Consider the following 24,022-nt stretch of genomic DNA (forward strand, 5'->3'; position numbering starts at 1 on the left):
GTCGATCACCCAGTCACTCTGCGCCACCACACGCATTTCATGTTCGACGACGATCACCGTATGCCCCGCCGTCACTAGCGTATTCAACTGTTCGAGCAAGCGATCGACATCCCTTGGGTGCAAACCGGTGGTGGGCTCGTCGAGCACATACAACGTTGCCCCACGCTGGCTGCGTTGCAGCTCGGTGGCCAGTTTGATCCGTTGGGCTTCACCGCCCGACAGCTCGGTCGCCGGCTGGCCGAGGCGCAGGTAACCCAGGCCGATATCGCGCAGCACCTCCAGCGAGCGGCGAATACCCGGTTGCTCGGCAAACACCGTGACCGCCTCGTCCACCGTCAGTTGCAACACCTGGGCGATGTTCAACCCTTGCCAGATGATTGCCAGCGTCTCGGGGTTGTAGCGCGCACCGTGACAGGTCGAGCACGGTGCATAGACGCTGGGCATGAACAGCAACTCGACGCTGACAAAGCCTTCGCCTTCGCAGGTCGAGCAACGGCCCTTGGCGACGTTGAAGGAAAACTGGCCCGCGTCGTAACCCTCGGCCTGCGCTTCAGGAGTGGCGGCGTACAGTTTGCGCACGTTGTCGAACAGCCCGGTGTAGGTCGCCAGGTTCGAGCGCGGTGTGCGGCCAATGGGTTTCTGATCGACTTGCACCAGGCGCTTGATCGATTCCAGTCCCGCCGAGACCTGACCGCCGCTGACTTGCGGTGCGTCGTCCTCAAGGCTCAACTCTTGCGGTTCGCTATCGCTTGCCGCGCGCCCGAGATGCGCGCCCACCAGTTCCAGCAGCGCCTGACTGACCAGGCTCGATTTACCGGAACCGGAGACGCCCGTCACCGCGGTAAAACAGCCCAGCGGAAACTCGACGCTGAGGTTGTTCAGGTTATTGCGAGTGATACCTTCCAGCCGTAGCCAATCGTTCGCCTTACGGCTGGCTTGGGGCTGAGCGACCTGCTCGGCGAACAGATAAGCGCGCGTCTGCGAGTTCGTCACCTGCGCCAACCCTGGCGGCGGTCCGCTGTACAGGACTTGGCCGCCATGCTCGCCGGCCGCCGGACCCACGTCGATCAGCCAGTCGGCGCGGCGCATGGTTTCCAGGTCATGTTCGACCACGAACAAGGTGTTGCCGGCAGCCTTCAGGCGTTGCAGCGCTTCGAACAATGCTTCGCCATCCGCCGGGTGCAATCCGGCCGACGGTTCATCCAGCACGTAGATAACGCCGAACAACTGCGAACCCAATTGCGTGGCCAGACGCAGACGCTGCAACTCACCGGACGACAGCGTCGGCGTGCTGCGTTCCAGTGCCAGGTAACCGAGCCCCAGATCGGTCAACGTGCTGACCCGTTCCAGCAAGTCCTGAGCGATCCGCTGTGCGGCCAGGCGTTTCTCCACCGACAGGTTCGGTGTGTGGCGCACATCCGGCGCGTTGGCGTGACCACTGGCACCGTGGGCCACTCGTTGCTCGCGGGCCTCGCGGGTCTGGTCGTGCGTCAATACCTCACCCGCCGCCTCGGTCTGTTCGAGGTAGCTGTGAGCGGCCACGGGTTTCAATACTTCGGCCACTTGCAGTAACGGCATCTGCGACAACTCGCCGATGTCGTAACCGGCAAAGGTCACCGACAACGCCTCGCGCTTGAGCCGTTTTCCATCGCACAACGGGCACTGGCTGCCGAGCATGAATTGCGAGACGCGCTTCTTCATCAGCGCGCTTTGGGAATGGCTGAAGGTGTGCAGGATGTAGCGCCGGGCGCCGGTGAACGTGCCCTGGTAGCTCGGTTCCATTTTTCGTTTGAGCGCGACTCTGGTTTCTTCGGGGGTGAGCCCGGCATACACCGGCACCGTGGGTGTTTCTTCGGTGAAGAGAATCCAGTCGCGCAGTTTTTTCGGCAGATCGCACCAGGGTTTGTCGACGTCGTAACCCATCGTCACCAGGATGTCGCGCAGGTTCTGTCCCTGCCAGGCGGTGGGCCAGGAGGCGACCGCGCGCTGGCGAATGGTCAGGCTCGGGTCCGGGACCATCAACGCTTCGGTGACTTCATACACCCGCCCCAACCCATGACATTCGGGGCACGCGCCTTGGGGCGTGTTGGGCGAAAAATCTTCGGCATACAGCATCGGCTGCCCCGGCGGATAACTGCCGGCCCGGGAGTACAGCATGCGGATCAGGCTCGACAACGTCGTCACGCTGCCCACCGAAGAGCGCGTGCTCGGCGTCCCTCGTTGTTGCTGGAGCGCCACCGCCGGCGGTAAGCCTTCGATGGAGTCGACGTCCGGCACCCCGACCTGATCGATCAGGCGCCGCGCATAAGGCGCCACGGATTCGAAATAGCGGCGTTGCGCTTCGGCGTAGAGGGTCGAGAACGCCAACGACGACTTCCCCGAACCGGACACGCCAGTGAACACCACCAGGGCATCCCGGGGGATGTCGACATCGACGTTTTTGAGATTGTGTTCCCGGGCGCCGCGCACCCTGACCATGCCGGAGGGAGGGTTGGAAGTCATGGACCAGCCTTGATTCGAGGGTTCTAAGGAATGATTGATAGCGTGGGTCCGTACTCGATCAAAATGTGGGAGCGGCGGTGCGGCGATCCGACTTGCTCGCGAAAGCGGTCTCTCAGTTGACATCTCTGTCGACTGACACGGCCCCTTCGCGAGCAAGCCCGCTCCCACATTTTAATTGCGTCAGCCGTTGAGGACGGTGCGGACCATCTGTGTGAGCGCCTCGGGACCATAGGGTTTGCTCAGCAAATAAGTATCCGGGCTGAGTTGGTGATTGCGCGAGATAATGTCACGGGTGTGGCCCGAGGTGAACAGCACGGCCACCGGCGGCGTCTGCACCTTGGCCCAAGCGGCCAGGTCCGAGCTTTTGATCAGGCCGGGCATGACCACATCGGTGAAAATCAGGTCGACCACGGCGCCATCCAGCAACATCTGCATCGCGACGTCACCGTTGGCCGCCGTCAGCACTTGATAACCCTCTTCGTTCAGCAACTCCACTGCTGAGCTGCGCACCGCCTCGTTGTCCTCGACCACCAGAATGGTTTCGTGTCCGCCTCGCTGTTGCGGATCATGACGTGTCGTTTCGTTGAGCATCGGGCGCAGGCTGCGAGGGAAGTACAGCTGCACCCGAGTGCCCTGCCCGACCACGCTGGAAATCTCGATATGCCCGCCACTTTGCTTGACGAAACCGAACACCATGCTCAGGCCCAGACCCGTGCCCTGGCCATCGGCCTTGGTGGTAAAAAACGGTTCGAATGCCTGTGCGAGTACCTGCGGCGACATGCCGATACCCTTGTCAGCCACCGCTACGCAGACATAGTCGCCGGCGACGATGCCCTTGCCAGCACAAAACTTGCCATCAAGGGCAATGTTCTCGGCGCTCAGGTCAATGGTCCCCTCGCCGTTGATGGCGTCACGGGCATTGATCGCCAGATTGAGAATCGCGTTTTCCAGTTGATTGCGGTCCACGTAGATGTGCCAAAGGGCTTCGGCCGCAGTGACATTGATCTGAATGGTTTCCCCCAGCGCCCGCTGCAACAACTCCCCGAGTCCATCGAAGACCTGGCGCAGGTCGCAGACCGCTGGCGACAAGGGCTGACGACGGGCGAACGCGAGCAGTTGCGACGACAGTTTGGCGCCGCGCTCGACCGCGGCAATCGAAGCGCTGACCCGGCGCTGCACGTTGGCGTTGTCCGGCTCATGCCGCGCCAGCAAGTGCAGGTTGCCGGCGATCACCTGCAACAGGTTGTTGAAGTCATGGGCCACGCCGCCGGTGAGGCCGCCGATGGCTTCAAGTTTCTGCGATTGACGCAATTGCTCTTCAGCGGCCAGCCGCGCTTCGACTTCGTCGGCAACGCGTTGCTCCAGATTACGGGTGAACTTGAGCAGGGATTCTTCGGCGGTCTTGCGTTCGTGGATATCGATCAACACCCCGGGAAAACGGAACGGCTCGCCCTGTTCATTGAACTCGCAGCCACCACTCGCCTGCACCCACAGATAACTGCCATCCGGGCGCAAGACCCGATACTCGGCGTTAAAGGGTTCACCGGTTTCCACTGATCGATTGACCTGCTCCTGCACCCAGCTGCGGTCATCGGGATGGATCCGTGCTTCGACGATGCCCATTGGCAGGTCGGCCAGGTTTTGCTCCGGCGGGTAGGAAAAGGTACGGGCGAAACGCTCATCACCGGAGAGCACATTGTCCTTGATGTCCCAGACAAACGAGCCGAGCAAAGCCCCGGCATTGAGTGCCAGGCGCACCCGTTCGTTGTCGGCGTGATAGGCGTCCTCGGCGGCCTGGCGGCGGCGCTCGGAAATCACATGTTCAGTGGTCTCGACCACCATCGCCATGACCCCGGCCGGTTTCCCGTCATCATCCGCCACCGGGCTGTAATAGAGGTCCAGCCAGACGTCTTCGGGAACCCCGTCGCGCAGCAGCTCCAGGACTTTGTTGCGATAGGACAAGGTGCCGCCGGCCAGGCAGGTATCGACCACATGCCGATTGAATTCGGCGACTTCCGGCCAGCCCAGCTCCACCGGGGAACCCAACAGGTAAGGATGGCGGCCACCGGCAAACTTCGAATACGCGTCGTTGTAGATCATGTAACCCGGTCGACCCCACAGCATCACCATCGGCAATGGGGACGCGAGCATCAACTGCACCGCGCTGCACAGGCTTCCGGGCCAGGTCTCCATGTTCCCAAGCTCAGTCAGGCTCCAGTCGAACGCGCGGATGCGCCCGGCCATTTCACCGTTCCAGCCTGCACACCCATGGCTATCGTCTAGAAACTGCATCGACTGACTCTGTATCCCTGTAGATGACTGGCTTAAGGGATCGCAACGGCATGAGGACGGTGCGTGCCCGTTTGTTTCGAGCATCGCCGTCGCCAATCGTTTCATAGAGGTTAGCTGATTCTTGATTTGCAGATTTTTATGGCAATGGAGTTTGCCATGGGGAGGAACCTTGTAGCAGCTGTCGAGCAGCGCGAGGCTGCGTTCGGCGGCGCAGCCGTCGTAAACCCTGCATCCGAGTTTGTCCTGACACACCGTGGTGTTTGATTTCACGACGGCTTCGCCGCCGAACGCAGCCTCGCGCTGCTCGGCAGCTGCTACACGGTTTCAGCGTGGCTATACCTCGATCAGGTGCTTGAGCGGGTGGTAGCCGGTTTTCAGCGTGGCGGCGACGTCGAGAATGGCCTTCTCGATGCCATTCAAATGCATGCAGGTCAGTTCGATCGCGGCGCTCTGGTTGCCGGCTTCGATGTACTCGATCAGCCGCAGGTGTTCGTCGTCGCGGCAAACCTCGTGGCTGTCGTCATCCAGCGCGGCGGCGTACAGCGAGGCGCGGGAAATCAGCTTGCGGAACCAGTCCAGCAACACCGGATTGTTCAGGCTTTGCGCGAGCTTGATATGGAACTCACCAAGCAGATGAATCAACCGTTCATGGTCGCCACTGCGGTGCGCTTCATCCTCCAGTAACAGGTGATCACGCAGGTCCTGGGTCACGGCAGTATCACGACGACGACAGAGCTCAGTGACGATGCCGATCTCGATCAGGCGCCTCGTCTCGAACAGCGAACGGATCTCTTCGTCACTGGGCAACGACACCGACGCCCCTTTGTTGGGCTCGGTGGTGACCAGGCCATCGGCCTCCAACTGTTTGAGCGCGGCACGAACCGACGTTCGGCTGACATTAAAAAGTTCGGCCAATGACGCTTCGCCGAGCTTCATCCCGGGACGCAATGAACGTTTGCTGATCGCCTCGTAAACCCCTTGGTAGACGCGGTCGACCGTGGTCTCGAGTTTTTTCTCGGTCATCTGAACACTCCTTTAGCGCTAAACAACCGGCCCCAGGCGATGAGCAGCCTTTGAAAAAGGGGGTTGCACGAGCAGATTAATCCGGTTATTTCTAGATTGCATCCAGATATTGCATACAATAATTAGAGGAATGCACCATTATGGGTCATCCAACAGCGATTGAAGTGCGTAACGTCTCCAAGCGGTATTCCGACGATCCGGGGCTGGCTCCAGCCCTCGACAACGTTTCAGTCGACATTGCCGACAATGAATTCTTCACCCTGCTCGGCCCTTCCGGCTGCGGCAAGACCACTTTGTTGCGGACCATCGCCGGCTTCGAACAGGTCAGCGAGGGCGAGATCCGTCTGGCGGGCGAACCGGTCAATGATTTGCCACCGTTCAAGCGCCGGGTCAACACAGTATTCCAGAGCTACGCGCTGTTTCCGCACATGAGTGTCGCGCAGAATATCGCCTTCGGCCTCGAGATGCAGGGTCTTGATCGCAAGCAAATTGCCCAGCGCGTCGATGAGATGCTGGCGCTGGTGCAAATGCAACACCTGGCCGAGCGCAAACCGGCCGAGTTGTCCGGCGGCCAGCAGCAGCGCGTGGCCCTGGCCCGGGCCCTGGCGCCGAAGCCCAAAGTGCTGTTGCTCGACGAACCGCTGTCGGCGCTGGACTTGAAGCTGCGCAAGGAAATGCAGGTCGAACTCAAGCGCGTACAGAAGGAAGCCGGGATCACCTTCATTTTCGTCACCCACGATCAGGAAGAAGCCCTGACCCTGTCCGACCGTATCGCCGTGATGTCCGCCGGCAAGATCCTGCAAATCGGCACACCGAACGATATCTACGAACGACCGCAACACCAATTCGTTGCGCAGTTTATCGGCGACATCAACTTCCTCCCCGGCCACCTCAAGCGCGGCCAGCAGAACGAAAAACTGTTCGTGCCGAGCGGCATGCCGGTGGAAATCCCTTGCCCGGCTCAAGGCTTCGATGGCGCCAGCGTGCAACTGGCGTTCCGCCCGGAACGCTCGCAATTGGTCGACCTGGCGCAACCGCATCACCTGCGCGGCGTGATTGAAGCGGTGTTGTATGTCGGCACCGCGACCCTTTACCAGTGCCGCTTGAACAACGACATCAAGGTCATGTTGCGCGAGAACAACGAAGGCCTGAACCACGGTCGGGTGGTCGGTGATCGCGTCGCGGTCAACCTGCCGCCCCACGCCTGCCTGTTGATGGAGGCCTGAGATGAGCGTCAGCAGTACTTCTCCCGCCCTCAACCGTGCGCTGTTGCTCAGCCCGGTGGTTCTGACTTTGCTGGCGCTGATCGCCATTCCGCTCGGCATCATGGGCTACATCAGCCTGTTGCCGCGCAACGTGTATGGCGGTGTCGACTGGCAGGCCGACTGGCAATTGCAAAGCTATGTGCAGCTGTTTTTCCAGGAAGGTTTCGACGGTGAACTGGAACTGAACTGGGTCTACGCCCAGGCGCTGTTGCGCTCGGTGTTCCAGGCCGGTGGCACCACGTTGCTGTGTTTTCTGTTCGGCTTCCCGGTGGCGTTGTGGATGTCGAGCCTGACACCGCAACGGCGCAACCTCATGGTGTTGCTGATCACCATTCCGTTCTGGACCAACCTGCTGATCCGCAACTACGCGTGGCTGATCATCCTGCGCGAGCATGGCTGGGTTGCTCAGAGCCTCAACGCGCTGTTCCCGCAGGCCGGTGGCATCACCCTGCTCTACAACGACTTCGCGGTCAGCGTCGGGCTGGTCTACAGCTTCCTGCCGTTCATGATTTTGCCGATCTACTCGACCCTCGAAAAACTCGACTGGCGTCTGGTGGAAGCGGCTTACGACCTCGGCGCCAATCGCTGGCATGCGTTGCGGCGGATCATCCTGCCGCTGTCGATGCCCGGCGTAATTGCCGGCGCGCTGTTGGTGTTCGTGCCGAGCCTCGGCGCCTTCATCACCCCGGCGATTCTCGGCGGCGGCAAGACGCTGATGATCGGCAACCTGATCCAGCAACAGTTCGGCACGGCGCGCAACTGGCCGCTGGGCAGTTCGCTGTCGTTCCTGTTGCTGGGGATTCTGCTGCTGTCCCTGGTGCTTTATACCCTCTACAGCCGCAGCGTCGCCAAAACTCTACGCCGTGGAGCCACCGCATGATCGCCCTGCACCTGAAAAAACTACCGCTGACCCGCGAAGTCAGCCTGCTCATCCTGGCGTATCTGTACGTGCCGATATTCGTGCTGATCGCCTACAGCTTCAACGCCAACCGTTCGGCCACGGTGTGGACCGAGTTCTCCTTTGCCTGGTACGGAAGGATTCTGGCCAACCCGTCGATCCAGACCGCCGCGCTGAACTCGATCATCGTCGCCGGCATCGCCACGGTCTGCGCCACGGCCATTGCCTTGCTCGCGGCGCTGGCGACGTACCGGCCGTTCTATGGACAGAAGATGGTCGAGGGCGGGATCAACCTGCCGCTGATCCTGCCGGAGATCGTCACCGCCGTGGCCACGCTGCTGCTGTTCATGGCGCTGGGGATCAAGCTCGGTTTGCTGACGGTGATCGTCGCGCACATCGGCTTCTGCATTCCTTTCGCCTATCTGCCGATCCGCGCGCGACTCAATGACCTGGACAAGAGCCTGCTGGAGGCGGCGAACGATTTGTACGCCAACCCGTGGCAGGTGTTTCGCCGGGTCACCTTGCCGCTGTTGTGGCCGGCGGTGTTGTCCGGTTCGGTGCTGGCGTTCGTGGTCAGCCTCGACGATTTCATCATGACCTTCTTCGTTGCCGGCCCAGGTTCGACGACGTTGCCGGTGTACATCTTCTCGGCGATCAAGTCCGGTGTCACGCCGGAGATCAACGCGATTTCGACCCTGATGCTGGTGATTTCCATCGTGCTGGTGGTGCTGGCCTTCTGGCTGGGACAGCGCGGCAAAAACCAATGAGCCTTTGTCCTTCGTGGTACTTCTGGAGCGTACATCTATGAGCATCAAAAGCATGCGTTTCGCTGTCGCCGGTCTGGCCCTGAGTTGCTTCACGGCGTTCACCGCGCAGGCCGCCGAACCCAAGGAATTGTTCTTCTACAACTGGACCGACTACTACCCGGTCGATCTGCTGGCCAAGTTCGAAAAGGAGACCGGGATCAAGGTCACCATGGACGGCTACGACAGCAACGAAACCCTGCTGGCCAAGTTGCAGGCCGGCGGCGCAGCGTATGACGTGATCGTGCCGTCGCAATCGATCATGCGCACGTTGATCAACCAGAACCTGCTACTGCAAATCGACGCGTCGGCCTTGCCCAACTTCCAGTACGTCAAACCGGCGTTCCGCAACCCGGGTTTCGACCCGGGCCGCAAGTTCTCCGCCCCGTACCTGTGGGGCACCACCGGGTTTTCCTATGACAGCGCGCGGGTGCCCGGCGGCAAACTGGATGACTCGTGGAAAGAGTTCTTCGAACCGCGCAAGGAACTTGAAGGCCAACTCGCCGCCCTCGACACCTCCAGCAGTGTGATCAACGCCGCCAGCCATTACCTGAACGTCGACGAATGCAGCGAAAACCCGCAGGACGCCAAGCGCATTCTGGAGCTGCTGAAAAAACAGAAACCGCACTTGAAGATGTACAGCTCGGACAACACCGTCGACCGCATGGCCTCCGGTGAAGTGATCATGATGCAGAACTGGAACGGCTCCACCGCCCGGGCCACGTTGCAAAAAAGCACCATCAAGTACGTGTACCCGCGCGAAGGCCTGGCGATGTTCCAGGACAACTTCGCCGTACCGAAAAGCGCCCCGCACCCTGGCAACGCGAAGATCTTCATCGACTGGATGATGAAGCCGGAAAACGCCGCCGCCGTGTCCAACGCCATCGCCTACGCCAACGGCATCCAGAGCGACAAACTGATCGACGCCAAATGGCGGGTGATGGACGCGATCAACATGCCCGACGAGTTCGCCTCGCGCCTGCGGCCGGAGAAAGAGTGCAGCAACAAGGCACGCGAGCTGCAGGACCGGATCTGGTCGAAGCTCAAGGGTTGATCCGAGACCGCGTCGCGGCCTTCGCGAGCAAGCCCGCTCCCACAGGGGATTTGTGATCACAACAAATCCAGTGTGGGAGCGGGCTTGCTCGCGAAGAGGCCCTCCCACACAACACAGAGTTTGAGGTATGCAATGAATCAACCCCGCTGGCTGCGCAACGTGCGGTCCTACGGTTCAACCGCCGAAGACCTATTGATCGAAAACGGCCTGTTCAAGCAACGCCGCCCAGCATCAAACGCTGCCCTGACCCCCACCGACATCGACGGCCAAAACCAGCTCCTAACCCCTGCCCTGGTTGAAAGCCACGTCCATCTCGACAAAACCCTCTGGGGTCAACCCTGGCGCCCGAACAGCGCCGGCCCGACGCTCAAGGACTACATCGCCAACGAGCGCCGCGTGCTGCGTGAAGTCCAGGCACCGATTGCCCAGCGCGCTGGCGCCCTGCTGGAAAACTGCATCGCCCGTGGCTCGCTGACGATGCGTTGTCACGTCGACATCGACCCGGAATTCGGCCTGCGCCATGTCGAGGCCATGCAACAGCTGCGCGAAGGCTACCGCGACCTGATCGACCTGCAACTGGTGGTGTTCCCGCAAACCGGCCTGATCAGCCGCCCCGGCACCGCCGAACTGATGCGCGAAGCGATGGCCCTGGGCGTGGAAAACGTCGGCGGCCTCGACCCGTGTGGCATCGACAACGACCCGATCGCGCAGCTCGACTTCGTGTTTAAGCTGGCCAGCGAATTCGAGCGTGGCGTCGACATTCATTTGCATGACAAGGGCGAACTGGGCCTGTGGCAGATCGCACTGATCGCCGACTACACCGAACGCTTCGGGCGTCAGGGTCGGGTGATGATCAGCCACGCGTACTGCCTGGGGATGTTGCCGTGGAGCCAGGTCAAACCGGTGGCCGAACGCCTGGCGGCGCTGGGCATTTCGCTGATGAGTTCGGCACCGGCCGATTGCGCGGTGCCGCCGTTCCTCGCCCTGCGCGAGGCCGGGGTGAATGTCTGCCTGGGTTCGGACGGCATTCGTGATGCCTGGTCGCCCATGGGCAACGGCGACATGCTGGAGCGGGCGATGCTGCTGGCCTTTCGTTTCGACTTGAACAAGGACGATGAACTGACGGCGGCGTTCGAAGCCGCGACGGTGAATGGCGCTCGGGCGTTGGGCTGTGAAGGTTATGGGCTGGAGATCGGCCTACCGGCGGACTTTTTGCTGATGCCGGTGCAGACGCTGAGTGAGGCGGTGGTGTCGCGTCCGGTGCGGCAGGTTTATCGCGGCGGTGAGTTGATCGCCTCCGGTGGCCGACTGCTGGAAAGCCGTTTGTGAAGCGCATTGGCCTCAAGAGCAGCTGCGTCGTTGGTTTCGACGGCGCCCGGCACGTGTTGTGGCGCGACGGCGAAGTGGTGTTCGAAGGTTCGCGTATCGTGTTTGTCGGGCGGGATTATCCGGGGCCGGTGGATCAGTGGATTGATTATGGCAACGCGTTGATCGGTCCGGGCTTCATCGATCTGGATGCACTCGGGGATCTTGATTCGACGGTGCTGACGCTGGACAACGGCGATGAACGCGACATGGGCCGGATGTGGTCCGAGGACTACCTGACGGCAGGTCCGCGAGAGAGTTACAGCCCGGATGAAGAAGTCTTCAAATACCGCTACGCCTTCACTCAGTTGATCCGCAATGGCATCACCACCGCCATGCCGATCACTTCGATGTATTACCGCGAGTGGGCCGAGACTTACGACGAGTTTTCTGCGGTGGCCGGCGTGGCGGCCGAGTTGGGGCTGCGGACTTACCTCGGCCCCTGCTACATGAGCAGTATGAGTTACTGGCGCGCCGATGGAAGCCTCGGGCATCACTGGGATGAAGCGCGAGGCATGGCCGGGCTCGACGCGGCTGTGCGGTTTTTCCATGATTTCGACGGCGCGCACGAGGGTTTGATTCGGGGCGCGCTGCTGCCGGACCGCATCCAGACCTGCACCCCGGCCCTGCTGCAACGCACTGCCGCGCTCAGCCTGGAACTGAACGCGCCGATGCGTTTGCATTGCTGCCAGGGGCTCGGTGAGGTGGCGATGGTCGAACATCTGCGCGGTACTTCGCCGCTGGGCTGGTTGCAGCAATTGAATCTGCTGACCCCGCGCAGTCTGCTGCCCCACGGCATCTACACCTCAGGCGATGACGATCTGCAACGCGTGGTGGATGGCGGCGCGAGTCTGGTGCATTGCCCGGTGGTGTTTGCCCGTGACGGCGAGGCGCTGAACTCCTTCGGTCGCTATCGGGCCAAGGGCATCAACTTCGCCTTGGGCACCGACACCTGGCCGGCGGATTTGCTGGAAAACATGCGCCAGGGTCTGAACATCGCGCGATTGATGGAAGGCAGTGGTTCTTTGACCCGCACGCTGGATTTTTACAACGCGGCCACTCTCGGCGGCGCCAAAGCCTTGGGCCGCGATGATCTGGGCCGCTTGGCACCGGGCGCCAAGGCCGACATCACGGTGTTCAGCCTTCGCGGCCTGCATTTGGGGCCGCTGTTCGACCCACTGAAAAACCTGGTTTTGGCCGGGCGCGGTGACGACTGCATCGCCAGCTACATCAACGGCCGCTGCGTGATGCAGGACGGTCAGGTGCAGTGCATCGACTACCCCGCACTGCAACGCCAGGCCCAACAACAATTCGAAAAACTGATGCGCAGCCACAGCGACCGGGCCTTCGGCCAACCGGACTGGAAAGGCCTGTTCAAACCGGCCATCCCGTTCGCTGACGACTACAGCGCACACGCGCCGCTGAGCGCGATTGATCCCCTTCTTTAGAGAGTCCTGCCCATGCAAAGCTTCGACTTCAGCCAACTGAGCCCACGAGACAAGTACAAGATTCTGATCGGCAGCGTGGTGCCACGGCCAATTGCCCTGGTCACCACCATCGACGGCGAAGGCCGGATCAACGCCGCGCCCTTCAGCTTCTTCAACGCCCTCTCGGCCGACCCGCCGATCCTCGCGTTGGGCGTGGAAAACTACGGCGACCAAAGCCCCAAGGACACCACGCGCAATATCCAGCTCAACCAGGAATTCACCGTAAACATTGTCAGCGATGCCCTGGTGGAAGCCATGAACGTCTGCGCCGTGCCGTTCGCCCCCGGTTTCGATGAACTCACGGCCGCCGGCCTCACCGCCATTCCCGGCTCCACGGTCAAATGCCCACGGATTGGGGAAGCACCGGTGGCACTGGAGTGTCGGCGGATGATGGCGCTGTCCATCGGACAGTCACGGGAGATTATCTTTGGCGAAGTGTTGATGGCGCATGTGCGTGATGAATTGATCGATCCGAAAACCCTGTATATCGATCAGCTCGGGCTCGATGCGATTGGCCGGATGGGTGGGCATGGGTATGCGCGCACGCGGGATTATTTCGATTTGCCGACACGCTCGTTGCAGGCGTGGACGGATGCGCCGGGGGGTGGGGAGCGGTTTTGGCCGTTGGGTAAATGAGGGCGTGGGTGTGTCAGGTAGATCCCCCCTCACCCTAACCCTCTCCCGGAGGGAGAGGGGACTAACCGAGGTGTGTGGCAATATACGTCGACCTGCTAAATCGAGTCGATTATGGATTCAATGCAAAACATTCATATCACAGTCAGTCATGAGATACCCACGGTCAGTCCCCTCTCCCTCCGGGAGAGGGTTAGGGTGAGGGAGCGATTTTGAATGCTCACCTAAAATCCCGGCTGCGCACGTTGATGCCATCCAGCAACGAACTCAAATCGCTCAACCGTCCGGCAATCAAATGCCGCACCTCGCCTTCCTTCTCCCAACGCCCATCGACCTTGAGCAATTGCGAGCCCACCAACACCTGGCGCTGCCGGTCGGCCAGGTCGCGCCAGACAATCACGTTGACGTTGCCGAACTCATCTTCAAGGGTGACAAAGGTCACACCACTGGCGGTGCCCGGGCGTTGTCGACCGGTCACCAGCCCGGCGACACTGACCGGTCGCCCATGCTCGACCTCCAGCAGTTCCTTCGAACTGCGGCAGCGCCGGGCTTTCAATTCTCCCCGCAACAACGCCAGCGGATGCGGGCCGAGCGTGGTGCCGACACTGTTGTAATCGGCTAGCAGGTCCTCGCCGACGGTGGGTCTGGGCAACGACACCGCGCCCTCCTCCTGACTCGGCAGACCGGCAAACAAGCCAAGCTGTTTCTGCACTCCCGCCACTTCCCAGCGCGCCCGATGACGGTCACCGGCCAGGCCACGCAGCGCACCGGCATCGGCCAGTTGCTCCTGGGCGCGGGCATCGAGCCGCGCCCGCTCGCCGAGGTCGGCAACGTCGATAAACGCCCCCTTCGACCGTGCGGCTTCGATGCGCCGGGCATCGTCCTCGCGAAAGCCCTTGATCATCCGCAACCCCATGCGAATCGCCGGCTGGGCTCCGGTGATCGGTTCGAGGCTGCAATCCCAGTCACTGGCGCGCACGTCCACCGGGCGAATCTGCAATTGATGCCGGCGCGCGTCCTGCAGAATCTGGTCCGGGCTGTAGAAACCCATGGGCCAGCTGTTGATCAGCGCACAGGCGAAGGCCGCCGGCTCGTGGCATTTCAACCAGCAACTGGCGTAGGTCAGCAAGGCGAAACTGGCGGCGTGGGACTCGGGAAAACCATAACTGCCAAAGCCTTTGATCTGCTCGAAGATCTGCGCGGCAAACTCCGCCGTGTAACCGTTTTTCTTCATCCCGGCGGCCAGGCGATCCTTGTGCGGCTCCAGCCCGCCGTGGCGTTTCCAGGCGGCCATGGAGCGGCGCAACTGATCGGCCTCGCCGGGGCTGTAGTCGGCGGCGACAATCGCAATCTGCATCACTTGTTCCTGGAACAGCGGCACGCCCAACGTGCGCTTGAGCACGGTTTCCAGTGCCGGGGACGGATAGACCTCCGGTTCTTCCTTGTTTCGGCGTCGCAGGTATGGATGCACCATCCCACCCTGAATCGGCCCCGGACGGACGATCGCCACTTCAATCACCAGATCGTAGAAATTCACCGGTTTGAGCCTCGGCAGCATCGACATCTGCGCCCGGGACTCGATCTGGAACACACCGATGGTGTCGGCACGGCCAATCATTTCGTAGGTGGGCGCGTCTTCGGACGGGATCGTCGCCAGGCTCAGGTCCCGATGGCGATGACGGCGCAACAGATCGAAACAGCGACGGATCGCACTGAGCATACCCAATGCCAGGATATCCACCTTGAGCAGCCCGACGGCATCGAGGTCGTCCTTGTCCCACTGGATGATGGTGCGCTCGGCCATGGCGGCGTTTTCCACCGGAACCAGGCTGTCCAGAGGCTGTTCGGAAATCACGAAGCCGCCGGGGTGCTGGGACAGGTGTCGAGGAAAACCGATCAACTGCCCCGTCAGGCTCAACACCCGGCGCAGCACCGGGCTCTCGGGATCGAACCCGCCTTCAAGCAGGCGTTCCACGGGCGGTGTTTCATCACTCCAGTGGCCACAGCAATCGGCCAGGGCGTTGATCTGATCCGGCGGCAAACCCAGGGCCTTGGCCACATCACGCACCGCGCCGGCCGCGTGATACGTGCTGACCACCGCCGTCAACGCCGCGCGGGTCCGGCCATAACGCTGGAACACGTACTGCAGGACTTCTTCGCGACGTTCGTGTTCGAAATCGACGTCGATGTCCGGCGGTTCGTTGCGCTCTTTGGAGAGAAAGCGCTCGAACAACAGCGTGGTGCGATCCGGATCGATTTCCGTGATGCCCAAGGCAAAGCACACTGCGGAGTTGGCCGCCGAACCACGGCCCTGACACAGGATTTTTTGCTCACGGGCGAATCGCACAATGTCGTGAACCGTCAGGAAATAGCTTTCGTAACCCAGTTCGGCGATCAGCTCCAGTTCCTTGTCGATCTGCGTCAGCACCTCGGCCTGCGGGCCTTTTGGCCAGCGCCACGCGATGCCCTCTTCGGTCAGATGCCGCAGCCAGGACGTGGCTGTCTGGCCTTCAGGGACCAACTCCCGGGGATATTGATAACGCAACTGACCGAGGTCGAAGGTGCAACGCCGGGCGATGTTCAGCGTTTCATCGAGCAGTGTTTGCGGGTAGATCGATTGCAGAGCCTCGAGACTGCGCACATGCCGCTCGCCATTGGGATGAAGACGCAGCCCGGCCTCCGCCACCGGCAGGTGATGACGGATCGCGGTCATGGTGTCCTGCAAGGCGCGCCGCCCACGAGCGTGCATGTGCACATCGCCGCTGGCCACTGCCGGGATTCGCAGTTCGCCCGCCAGGGTCAGCAGCGCAGCCAGCCGTCGGGTATCGTCCTGGCCGCGATGCAACTGGACGGCCAACCACAGGCAATCGACGAAGGCCTGTTTCAGCCAGTGGCCCTGCTCGACGTCATCGACCGCGTCCGGCACCCACAACGCCAACAGCCCCGGCAAGGGTTCACTGAAGTCCTCGCGCAGCACTTGATACTGGCCTTTCTGCGTGCGGCGCCGCGCTCGGGTAATCAGTCGGCACAGGGTCTGGTAACCCTCGAGGTTTTCCACCAGCAACACCAGTTTCGGACCGTTCTCGATGCGCACTTCGCTGCCGATAATCAGCGGCAGCTCCACGGATTTGGCCGCTTGCCAGGCGCGGACGATACCGGCCAGGGTGCATTCGTCGGTGATCGCCAAGGCCTGATAGCCCTGTTTTTTCGCCCGCTGAAAGAGTTCGAGGGCACTGGAAGCACCGCGCTGAAAACTGAAGTTCGACAGGCAGTGCAGCTCGGCATAGTCGACGCTCATGCGAACCAGCCCTGCAGCCACAACGGGCCGTCCTCACCGACCGCACGATAGGCCCAGCCCTGCTGGCCGGAACGGGTTTCGATCAGGAAGTAATCGCGGCGCACATCGTCGCCGTCCCACCAACCGGACTCAATGCGTTCCGGGCCCATCAGGATGCGCGTCGAACCTTCGTGTACCGCCAACGGTTCAGTCAGCAGCCAGCCCGGACGTTGCACCGCAGGCAGCCCTGCACAGCGCTGACTGTCGACACTGGCCTGCCACGCGCATTCCGGCCGGTAATCGGCCTGGAACCGCAAGCCCTGCACCGCGTCATCCCCCAACCGCGCGCGCAAGCGTTCGCGCAGTTGCTCCCAGGGCAAGGACTGCTGCGGGCGGTCGTCGAACAGCTCCTGACGCTGGGGAACGAAGGCCGGCAAGTCTTCGGCGCGCAGGCGAAAACCGCGCACCGGGGCCTCGACCTGAACGTGTTCCAACCGGCCCCGGGCCAGTTCAAAGAGCATCGCCGGATCACGTTCGGCGCTGAGCAGGCCGACCTTGATGACGGTGTCCGGCAACCCGGCGTGTTCCAGGTGCAGGTCGAAACGCTGCACGCCGCTGTCCCGACCGCAAAGAAACGCCGACAGGTCGCCGGTCAGCCGGCGTAACGGAAACAGCAGCGCCTGATGGGACTGCACGTCGAAGTTGAGCTCGATGCGCACATCGAAGCGGTCCGGCGGCAAGTAGAACGCCAGCGCCAGCCGCCGTAACCCGAGCAAGGCGTCCAGATGCTTGAGCACCTGAGCCTCGAAACGCCGGGCCAGACTATGGCGAGGCAACGCCTGAACCTGGCTCAAGGTGCGCAACCCCATGCGCGACAACGCGGTGGCAACGCTGGTTTCCAGCCCGATCCGGTCGATGGGCAACTGTCCAAGATGATGTTGTAAGGCTTGATCGTCAGGCACCACCAGACCGTCATAAGCGTTGGCCAGCACCCGTGCGGCCACCGGGTTGGGCGCGGCAACAATCCGATGGCGAAACCCCAGCTCGCCGAGCTCGGTCCGCAACCGCGCCTCGAATTGCGGCCAGGCGCCGAACAATCCCAGGCTGGATTCGATTTCAAACACCACCGCACGCGGGTAATGCACGCTGACTTGTGAACTGAATCGATAAGCCCAGGCGGCCAGAAACTGCTGCCAGTGCTCGATCTCGGCAGCGTCGTACTCAGCCGTGACAAACCCTTTGCTCAAGGCCTGGGCGGCGGTCATCGACTGGCCCGGACGCAAGCCCAGCGCCCGGGCCGAAGCGTTGACCGCTTGCAACACCCGACGCTGGGCCGGGCCGGTCAGCAGCGCCAGCGGCTCATCGGGATCGGCGCGCTGACGCAGTACCGCGTCCAGCGCCAATTGCGGGAAGAGAATGCAGACCCAGCGCATGGCAACCTCAATGTCCCACAGGGAAGGCAATCGGCGCCGAACGCGCCAGCCCACCCCGGCACTTGAGCACGCGCAATTGCGCAGGCCTGGCATCGATGGCGATGCGCAGGGCGGCGGGCGAAGGGTTGATCGCCTCATTGATCGAGCGGTAGGCGAACGCCAGGGTCGAGCCGGTTTCCGCCGCCACCTGCAAGCGCCGCAACGCCCGGTCATCGGCCTTGTGCGGCCAGCACAGCACTGCGCCGCAACTGCCCGAACGCAGGCATTGTTCCGCAGCCCACAAGGCATCGCGCTCGCTGGCCTGGATGATCGACAACTGACGCAGATCGACCCCGGCGTTCTGCCAGGCCTGGGGGTATGGCACGTAAGGCGGCGCCACCAGCACGATTCGTTCGCCCGCAGCGGACAACCGTGCCAGCGCCGGCCACACCAGTTGCAACTCGCCAACACCCTGCCCGGCCAAAAGGATTTCGGTCAGCGCCGCTTCCGGCCAACCACCCGTCGGCAACGCCGCATCCAGCGCGGCATGCCCGGTGGGTTGCGGGCTGACGGCCGGTGGCGCAGGCCGGCCCTTCCAGACCTGGCCGCCATTGAACAGCGTATCCAGCGCAACGACGGCGCCCATCACCCTTGCCTCACCAGACCGCAGAACACCCCTTCGATGGCCAGGTCCTGACTGGCTTCGACGATGATCGGCTGATAGGCCGGATTGCGTGGCAGCAATCGGACGACCTCGCCGACCCGCTCGAAACGTTTGATGGTGACTTCGCCGTCGAGTCGCGCGACGACGATCTGGCCGTTGACCGCCTCGGGATTGCGGTGCACGCCCACCAGGTCGCCGTCGAGAATGCCGTCTTCGATCATCGAGTCACCCTGGACCCGCAGCATGTAATCCGGCACCCGCGAGAAGATCGACGGGTCAAGCAGCAAGCGGCTGTGAACCTCGGCATCGGCACCGATCGGCGCACCCGCTGCCACCCGGCCGAGTACCGGGATGTCCAGCAATTCGGGCCGCGCCGGCTGCCCGAGCAAACGAATGCCCCGGGCCTGATGCGCATTGACCTCGATGAAACCGGCCTCAGTCAGCGCCAGCACATGCTTGCGCGCCACGCTACGGGAGGCGAAACCGAACGCCTCGCTGATTTCAGCGAGGCTCGGGGACTGGCCATGCTCGGCGATTCGATCGCGGATAAAGGTCAGGATGGCGGTACGGCGGGGAGTTAAAGTCGTCATGGAGTACATTTGTACTCTTTTGGCTTTTTTCTGGCAAGGACCGCCAGTCAGCTGGCGGTCGACCACACAACCTGAGGTAAACACCGATTAAATGTGGGAGCGGGCTTGCTCGCGAATGCGGTTCAACATTCAACATTGATGTCGACTGACCCACCGCCTTCGCGAGCAAGTCGAATCGTCGCACCGCCGCTCCCACATTAGATTTCAGTAGGTTCGGGGGTGAGTTGTGCCAGGTAGGGCCAGGGGTAAATGCCGCGTTCGTGGCCATCGCTGAATACCAGTTGCAGACCGTAGCCCTGGGAATTGAGTTCGACCACACGGATGCGCTCATCGACTTTCACCCTCAACCCCTGCAACCGAAACGCCCGGCATTGCGAGCACGGGCATTGGCGGCGCAATTCAGCGTGATCCAACAACTGCTCGCGACCATCCGGCCAGTTCAACCGCAGCTGCTGTTTACCTTGGGAATTGCCAATCGCCACCGGGTTCATTGCAGCTGACTCAAGGCGATGCGCACGGCTTTGCGCACTTCCGGGTCGCCGTCGTCCTGCGCGGCCTGCAAGGGTGCGATGGCGCCCCGATCGTTCAATTCTCCGAGGGCCAGGGCGGCTTCCTTGCGCAGGTTGCTGATGCGATGGCCGAGGGTTTCGATCAACGCTTCAAGGGCCGGGACGTAACGCAAACGGCCGAGGCTACGAGTGGCGCGCAGGCGGACTTGCCAGTAATCGTCACTCAAGGCTTCGACCAAGGCCGGGCCGGCGTCGACGTGCCCGATCTTACCCAGCGTGGTGGCAGCCTCTTCGCGGACTTGCCAGGCTGCGTCCTGCAAGGCGTGGCGCAACGCCGGCAGCACCTGGGCGTCGGACGCCAGGCCAAGGGCACCGGTGGCGGCGCGGCGGACTTCGGTGTCCGGGTCGTCACTGGCTAATCGAGCAAGCGCCGGCAAGGCATCGATCTGCTTAAGCCAGCCGAGTACGCCGACAGCTTCGCGGCGAACACTGGCGTCTTCATCGGTCAATGCCCCTAAAGCGGCAGCGGCGGCATCGGGAAAGCGCAACTCACGCAAGGCCCGGAAAGCAGCGATGCGCACGTTGATGTCGGCATGCCCGGTCCACGGCAGAATCACCCTGCCCGCCGCCTCGGTCTTGAGCAGGCTAAGGCTTTGCGCGGCGGCCGCTCGCACGGCTTGGGAAGGATCGGTCAGCGCCTGACACAGCGCTTCCACCACCGGTTCGTCCTCCCAGGCTTCGAGCAATCGTGCGGCTTCGGCGCGGACTTCTTCGGTCGGGTCTTGCGCAAGGCGATTGACCAGCCACAGCAAACCGTCCGGCTCTTCAAGGTCGGCCAGTTCGATCAGGGCAATTCTGCGCACGCCGGGATCTTCATCCGTCAGGCGTGGTTGCAGGGCGAGAATGTCGTCGTTATCGGTTACATCGAATAGAGAGGTCATAGGGCAAATCGCGGCAGTTTGTTTTCAAGGGGAAGTCCGAGAGGGTTCAGGCGCGGTAACTGCCGACCGTCTTCGTGACGCAGCAACTCGAGGCAATGACGCTTCAAGCGGGAGAACTCGTGGCTGGTGACCCGTTCGGTGGTGCGTGGCCGTGGAAAATCGAGGCGCAGGTCTTCAATGATCCGGCCCGGGCGCGAACTCATGACCAGCAGCCGATCGGCGAGGAACAGCGCTTCATCGATGTCATGGGTGACGAACACCACGGTGGTGCGAATTCGCGTCCAGATGTCCAGCAGCAGCTCCTGCATGTTCAACCGGGTCAGCGCGTCGAGGGCGCCAAAGGGTTCATCCATCAGCAACAGGCGTGGGCGGTTGATCAGCACCCGGGCGATTTCTACCCGTTGCTGCATGCCACCGGAAAGCTGATCGGGCCAGCGCTCGGCAAACCCTTCGAGGCCCACCAGGGCAAGGATTTCATCGGCAGCTTTATGCCTTTCGGCTTTTCCGATGCCGCGCATTTTCAGGCCGAAAGCGACGTTGTCGCGCACGGTGCGCCAAGGGAACAGCGTGTGGTGCTGGAACACCATGCCGCGCTGCGGGGACGGGCCCGAGACCGGCGCACCGTCGACTTTCAGGGTGCCGGTTCGCGGTTGCAGGTGTCCGGCCAGCGCACCGAGCAAGGTCGATTTGCCGCAACCGGACGGCCCGAGAATGCACACGAATTGCCCCGGCTCGATCTGGCAATCCAGACCTTGCACGGCTTCGAAGGCTTGCTTGTGTTCGCCGAGGACAATGGACAATTGTCGGATGTCGATCCGCCCTTCAGGGGTTTGCATCACGCTCATCAGGCTTTTCCTCGTGGTCGGTGCCAAGGCGTGAACAGCCCGCCCAGACGTTTGATCAGCAGGCTGCTGCCCATCCCCAGTACGCCAATCAGCAACATGCCGACCACGATGTCGGCGTAGTTCTGGATGGTGTAGGACTCCCAGGTGTAATAACCAATGCCGTATTGGCCGGAGATCATTTCGGCGGTCACCAGGCAGAACCATGAGGTGCCCATGCCGATAGCCAGGCCGGTGATGATGCTCGGCGCGGCGCCCGGCAGGATCACCTCCAGCAGAATCGCCCGGCGCCCTGCCCCGAGGCTTTTCGCCGAGGCGATCAGCCGAGGGTCGACGCCTTCGACGCCATGCACGGTGTTGAGCAGAATCGGAAACAGCGCGCCGGTGAAGGTGATGAAGACCATCGACAGCTCTGAGGATGGGAACATCAGGATCGCCAGCGGAATCCAGGCCACGGCGGGGATCGGACGCAGGACTTCCAGCGGTGGTAGCAGCAGGTCTTCAGCCCATTTCGAGCGACCGATGGCCAAGCCCAACGCGATGCCGATGATCAGCGCCGCGAGGTAACCGGCGAAGACTCGGCTGAGGCTGCTGCCGAGGTGTTGCGCGAGCTTGCCGGAGTCGCCGAGGCCGAGGGCGGCTTCGATCACCGCCAGTGGCGTCGGGACGTTGGCGAAGGTGACCAGGCCGAGGTTCCAGTGGTGACTGGCGGCGAGTTGCCAGAACAGGAGGCAGAGCAGTAAGGAGGCTGCTCGGGGAATCCAGCGGGCGAATGATCTGTGCATGGATGGAATACCAGCTTGATTCGGTTGAATTGAAGATCTTCGGTGTGGGTTGAAATCCCCCCCTCACCCCAGCCCTCTCCCCAGTGGGGAGAGGGGGAAAGGGAGCCGATCTCCATACTTTTCAAAGCCTGAGTTCGACTCGAGGTCGCAGGTCGCAGTACATCGCCCAAACACCTCGGTCAGTCCCCTCTCCCCTCTGGGGAGAGGGTTAGGGTGAGGGGTGGTTCTTGAGTCCACCCCACAACTCAGCGGGTAGCGACTGCCTGGGTGGTGGCGTCGGTGAAGTCGAAGACTTTTCCGCCCTGGGCCGTGGCAAATTGTTGGGCCTGGCCTTTGAGCAGAAACGCACTCAGCCGCCCTTTCGCATCACTGGCAAACCACGCCTGATCCGCCAGCAACTTGATCCCGCTGTCACTCGCCTGGGCATACACCGCGCGGATGTTTTTGCCTTCCTGCTTCAGGCTGGCCAACGCGGTGAACGCCGACTCCGCCGAGGCGTACTGCCGAACCTTCGGCTCGCCACGCACCCAGATCTCCGACACATGACTGAAATCGGTGATGGCTTTGCCACTCGACGCATCCACCGCCTTGAGCGGCGTCTGCCCGTAGTTGGCCAGTTGCGCGGTGTAGTCCAGATTCGACGCCTTGAACGCGGCGCGGATGTATTGGTCATCGATGAAGGTATTCAGATCGAGACCACGATCAGCCTTCTTCAGCAGCTTGAGGGTATCGATGGCAGTCCCAACGGCCTGACGGTATTCCGGCTTCCAGCTGAGGTCGCGAGTCTGCACGCCGAGTGGACCGTGGAACAGGTAATTGACCTCGGCATCGACGCCGGTGACCTTGGCGATCAACTCGCTGTATTTCTCCGGCTCAGCCGCGAGCAACTGGTTGGCTTCGATGCTCGCCCGCAGGTAAGCCACGACGATTTCCGGGTACTTCTTCGCGTAGGCCTGATCCACCAGCGCGCCGTGGAAGGTCGGCGCATTGGCCTGGGCGCCGTCATAAATCTTGCGCGCGAAACCACGGCTGGGGAACAGTTCGGCGAACGGCACGAAATCGGCGTGGGCATCAATCTTCCCGGCCTGCAATGCCGAGCCGGCGACTTCCGGCGGCTGGGCGATGATGTTCACGTCTTTCAGCGGATCCCAGCCTTGGGCAGCCACGGCCCGCAGCAACATGCCGTGCGCCGTCGAGGCGAACGGCACGGAAATGGTTTTGCCTTTGAGCTCCGCCAGCGACTGCACGCTCGAGGCGCTCGGCACCACAATGCCGTTGCCACTGCCCTTGATGCTGCCCGACAGCACGCTGATAAACAGGCTGTGCTTGCCCGCGGTTTCGAACGCCACACCGTTGAACGAACCGGGGAAATCGGCCATCGCACCGAAGTCGAGTTTGCCGGCGACCATCTCGTTGGTCAGGGGCGCGCCGCTGGTGAAGTTCTTCCACTCCACCTCGTACTTGGCGTCTTTGTAGGGGCCGTCGTGGGGCAGGTATTTGTCCAGCAGGCCCAGTTCGCGAATCAACAAACCGCCGGCGGCGCAGTTGATCGTGGTGTCCTGGGTGCCGATGGCAATGCGGATGGTTTCGGCCGATGCCGACAAGGTGAATGAAGCCAGTACCAGACCGGCTAATGCTGCACGCAACATAGATGTGTCCCCTCGAATCATTTATAGGATG

Annotated in this window: 19 protein-coding genes; 7 read left to right on the plus strand and 12 right to left on the minus strand. The window is 62.1% G+C overall.

The genetic code is table 11. From position 1 onward, the window contains the following. The 3 genes from KGB23_RS21575 to KGB23_RS21585 form a co-directional block, all read right to left on the minus strand. Positions 1–2,502 (minus strand): excinuclease ABC subunit UvrA (locus tag KGB23_RS21575; RefSeq protein WP_223432511.1); only part of this gene is annotated, 2,502 nt, incomplete at its 3' end. A 180-nt stretch (positions 2,503–2,682) separates the two neighbouring features. Then, positions 2,683–4,794, minus strand: coding sequence for a PAS domain-containing sensor histidine kinase (locus tag KGB23_RS21580; protein WP_223432512.1), 2,112 nt, complete (start codon positions 4,792–4,794; stop codon positions 2,683–2,685). 333 nt (positions 4,795–5,127) lie between these two features. Beyond that, on the minus strand, positions 5,128–5,817 hold the full coding sequence (locus KGB23_RS21585) for a GntR family transcriptional regulator (RefSeq protein WP_223432513.1): 690 nt from the start codon (positions 5,815–5,817) through the stop codon (positions 5,128–5,130). A 140-nt stretch (positions 5,818–5,957) separates the two neighbouring features. On the opposite strand from KGB23_RS21585, the gene KGB23_RS21590 reads away from it, so the two are divergent. The 7 genes from KGB23_RS21590 to KGB23_RS21620 all read left to right on the plus strand — a co-directional run bounded on the left by KGB23_RS21590 (position 5,958) and on the right by KGB23_RS21620 (position 13,325). After that, a complete protein-coding gene (locus tag KGB23_RS21590; protein ID WP_223432514.1) occupies positions 5,958–7,043 on the plus strand; it encodes an ABC transporter ATP-binding protein in 1,086 nt (361 codons plus the stop codon). Between the two features lies 1 nt (position 7,044). Then, entirely contained in the window at positions 7,045–7,962 is a 918-nt protein-coding gene (locus KGB23_RS21595; protein ID WP_223432515.1) for an ABC transporter permease, read from the plus strand. After that, on the plus strand, positions 7,959–8,747 hold the full coding sequence (locus KGB23_RS21600; RefSeq protein ID WP_046048507.1) for an ABC transporter permease: 789 nt from the start codon (positions 7,959–7,961) through the stop codon (positions 8,745–8,747). Before KGB23_RS21595 ends, KGB23_RS21600 begins: the two co-directional genes overlap by 4 nt. Before the next feature lie 37 nt (positions 8,748–8,784). Continuing rightward, on the plus strand, positions 8,785–9,837 hold the full coding sequence (locus tag KGB23_RS21605) for an extracellular solute-binding protein (RefSeq protein WP_223432516.1): 1,053 nt from the start codon (positions 8,785–8,787) through the stop codon (positions 9,835–9,837). Positions 9,838–9,969: 132 nt separating this feature from the next. Continuing rightward, the gene (locus KGB23_RS21610; protein ID WP_223432517.1) at positions 9,970–11,166 is read left to right on the plus strand and encodes an amidohydrolase family protein; all 1,197 of its coding nucleotides are present in this window, start codon (positions 9,970–9,972) and stop codon (positions 11,164–11,166) included. Next, a complete protein-coding gene (locus KGB23_RS21615; RefSeq protein ID WP_223432518.1) occupies positions 11,163–12,650 on the plus strand; it encodes an amidohydrolase family protein in 1,488 nt (495 codons plus the stop codon). Before KGB23_RS21610 ends, KGB23_RS21615 begins: the two co-directional genes overlap by 4 nt. 12 nt (positions 12,651–12,662) lie before the next feature. Next, positions 12,663–13,325 carry a flavin reductase family protein gene (locus KGB23_RS21620; protein WP_223432519.1) on the plus strand — a complete coding sequence of 221 codons (663 nt, stop codon included), beginning with the start codon at positions 12,663–12,665 and terminating at the stop codon, positions 13,323–13,325. Between the two features lie 217 nt (positions 13,326–13,542). Here the strand turns inward: KGB23_RS21620 and KGB23_RS21625 are convergent, their stop codons facing one another. The 9 genes from KGB23_RS21625 to KGB23_RS21665 form a co-directional block, all read right to left on the minus strand. After that, positions 13,543–16,641, minus strand: coding sequence for an error-prone DNA polymerase (locus KGB23_RS21625; RefSeq protein WP_223432520.1), 3,099 nt, complete (start codon positions 16,639–16,641; stop codon positions 13,543–13,545). Continuing rightward, positions 16,617–18,032: a Y-family DNA polymerase gene (locus tag KGB23_RS21630; RefSeq protein WP_223432521.1), complete on the minus strand. Its 1,416-nt coding sequence runs from the start codon at positions 18,030–18,032 to the stop codon at positions 16,617–16,619. Before KGB23_RS21630 ends, KGB23_RS21625 begins: the two co-directional genes overlap by 25 nt. Positions 18,033–18,039: 7 nt before the next feature. Beyond that, positions 18,040–18,657 (minus strand): translesion DNA synthesis-associated protein ImuA, encoded by a 618-nt coding sequence (gene imuA / locus KGB23_RS21635; protein WP_033061610.1) that lies wholly within the window; start codon positions 18,655–18,657, stop codon positions 18,040–18,042. After that, positions 18,657–19,274 carry a transcriptional repressor LexA gene (lexA, locus tag KGB23_RS21640; RefSeq protein WP_223432522.1) on the minus strand — a complete coding sequence of 206 codons (618 nt, stop codon included), beginning with the start codon at positions 19,272–19,274 and terminating at the stop codon, positions 18,657–18,659. Before lexA ends, imuA begins: the two co-directional genes overlap by 1 nt. A gap of 188 nt (positions 19,275–19,462) precedes the next feature. Then, the gene (locus KGB23_RS21645) at positions 19,463–19,756 is read right to left on the minus strand and encodes a DUF971 domain-containing protein (protein WP_223432523.1); all 294 of its coding nucleotides are present in this window, start codon (positions 19,754–19,756) and stop codon (positions 19,463–19,465) included. Continuing rightward, positions 19,753–20,715, minus strand: a complete 963-nt coding sequence (locus tag KGB23_RS21650; protein ID WP_223432524.1) for a HEAT repeat domain-containing protein — start codon at positions 20,713–20,715, stop codon at positions 19,753–19,755. The genes KGB23_RS21645 and KGB23_RS21650 overlap by 4 nt, the downstream gene beginning before the upstream one ends. Continuing rightward, entirely contained in the window at positions 20,712–21,560 is an 849-nt protein-coding gene (locus KGB23_RS21655; protein WP_223432525.1) for an ABC transporter ATP-binding protein, read from the minus strand. The genes KGB23_RS21650 and KGB23_RS21655 overlap by 4 nt, the downstream gene beginning before the upstream one ends. Continuing rightward, positions 21,560–22,342 carry an ABC transporter permease gene (locus KGB23_RS21660; protein ID WP_223432526.1) on the minus strand — a complete coding sequence of 261 codons (783 nt, stop codon included), beginning with the start codon at positions 22,340–22,342 and terminating at the stop codon, positions 21,560–21,562. The genes KGB23_RS21655 and KGB23_RS21660 overlap by 1 nt, the downstream gene beginning before the upstream one ends. A gap of 245 nt (positions 22,343–22,587) precedes the next feature. Further along, positions 22,588–23,991 (minus strand): ABC transporter substrate-binding protein, encoded by a 1,404-nt coding sequence (locus tag KGB23_RS21665; protein ID WP_223432527.1) that lies wholly within the window; start codon positions 23,989–23,991, stop codon positions 22,588–22,590. Positions 23,992–24,022: the final 31 nt, after the last annotated feature.

The organism is Pseudomonas sp. GL-B-26 (assembly GCF_019947405.1).
Classification (GTDB): Bacteria; Pseudomonadota; Gammaproteobacteria; order Pseudomonadales; family Pseudomonadaceae; genus Aquipseudomonas.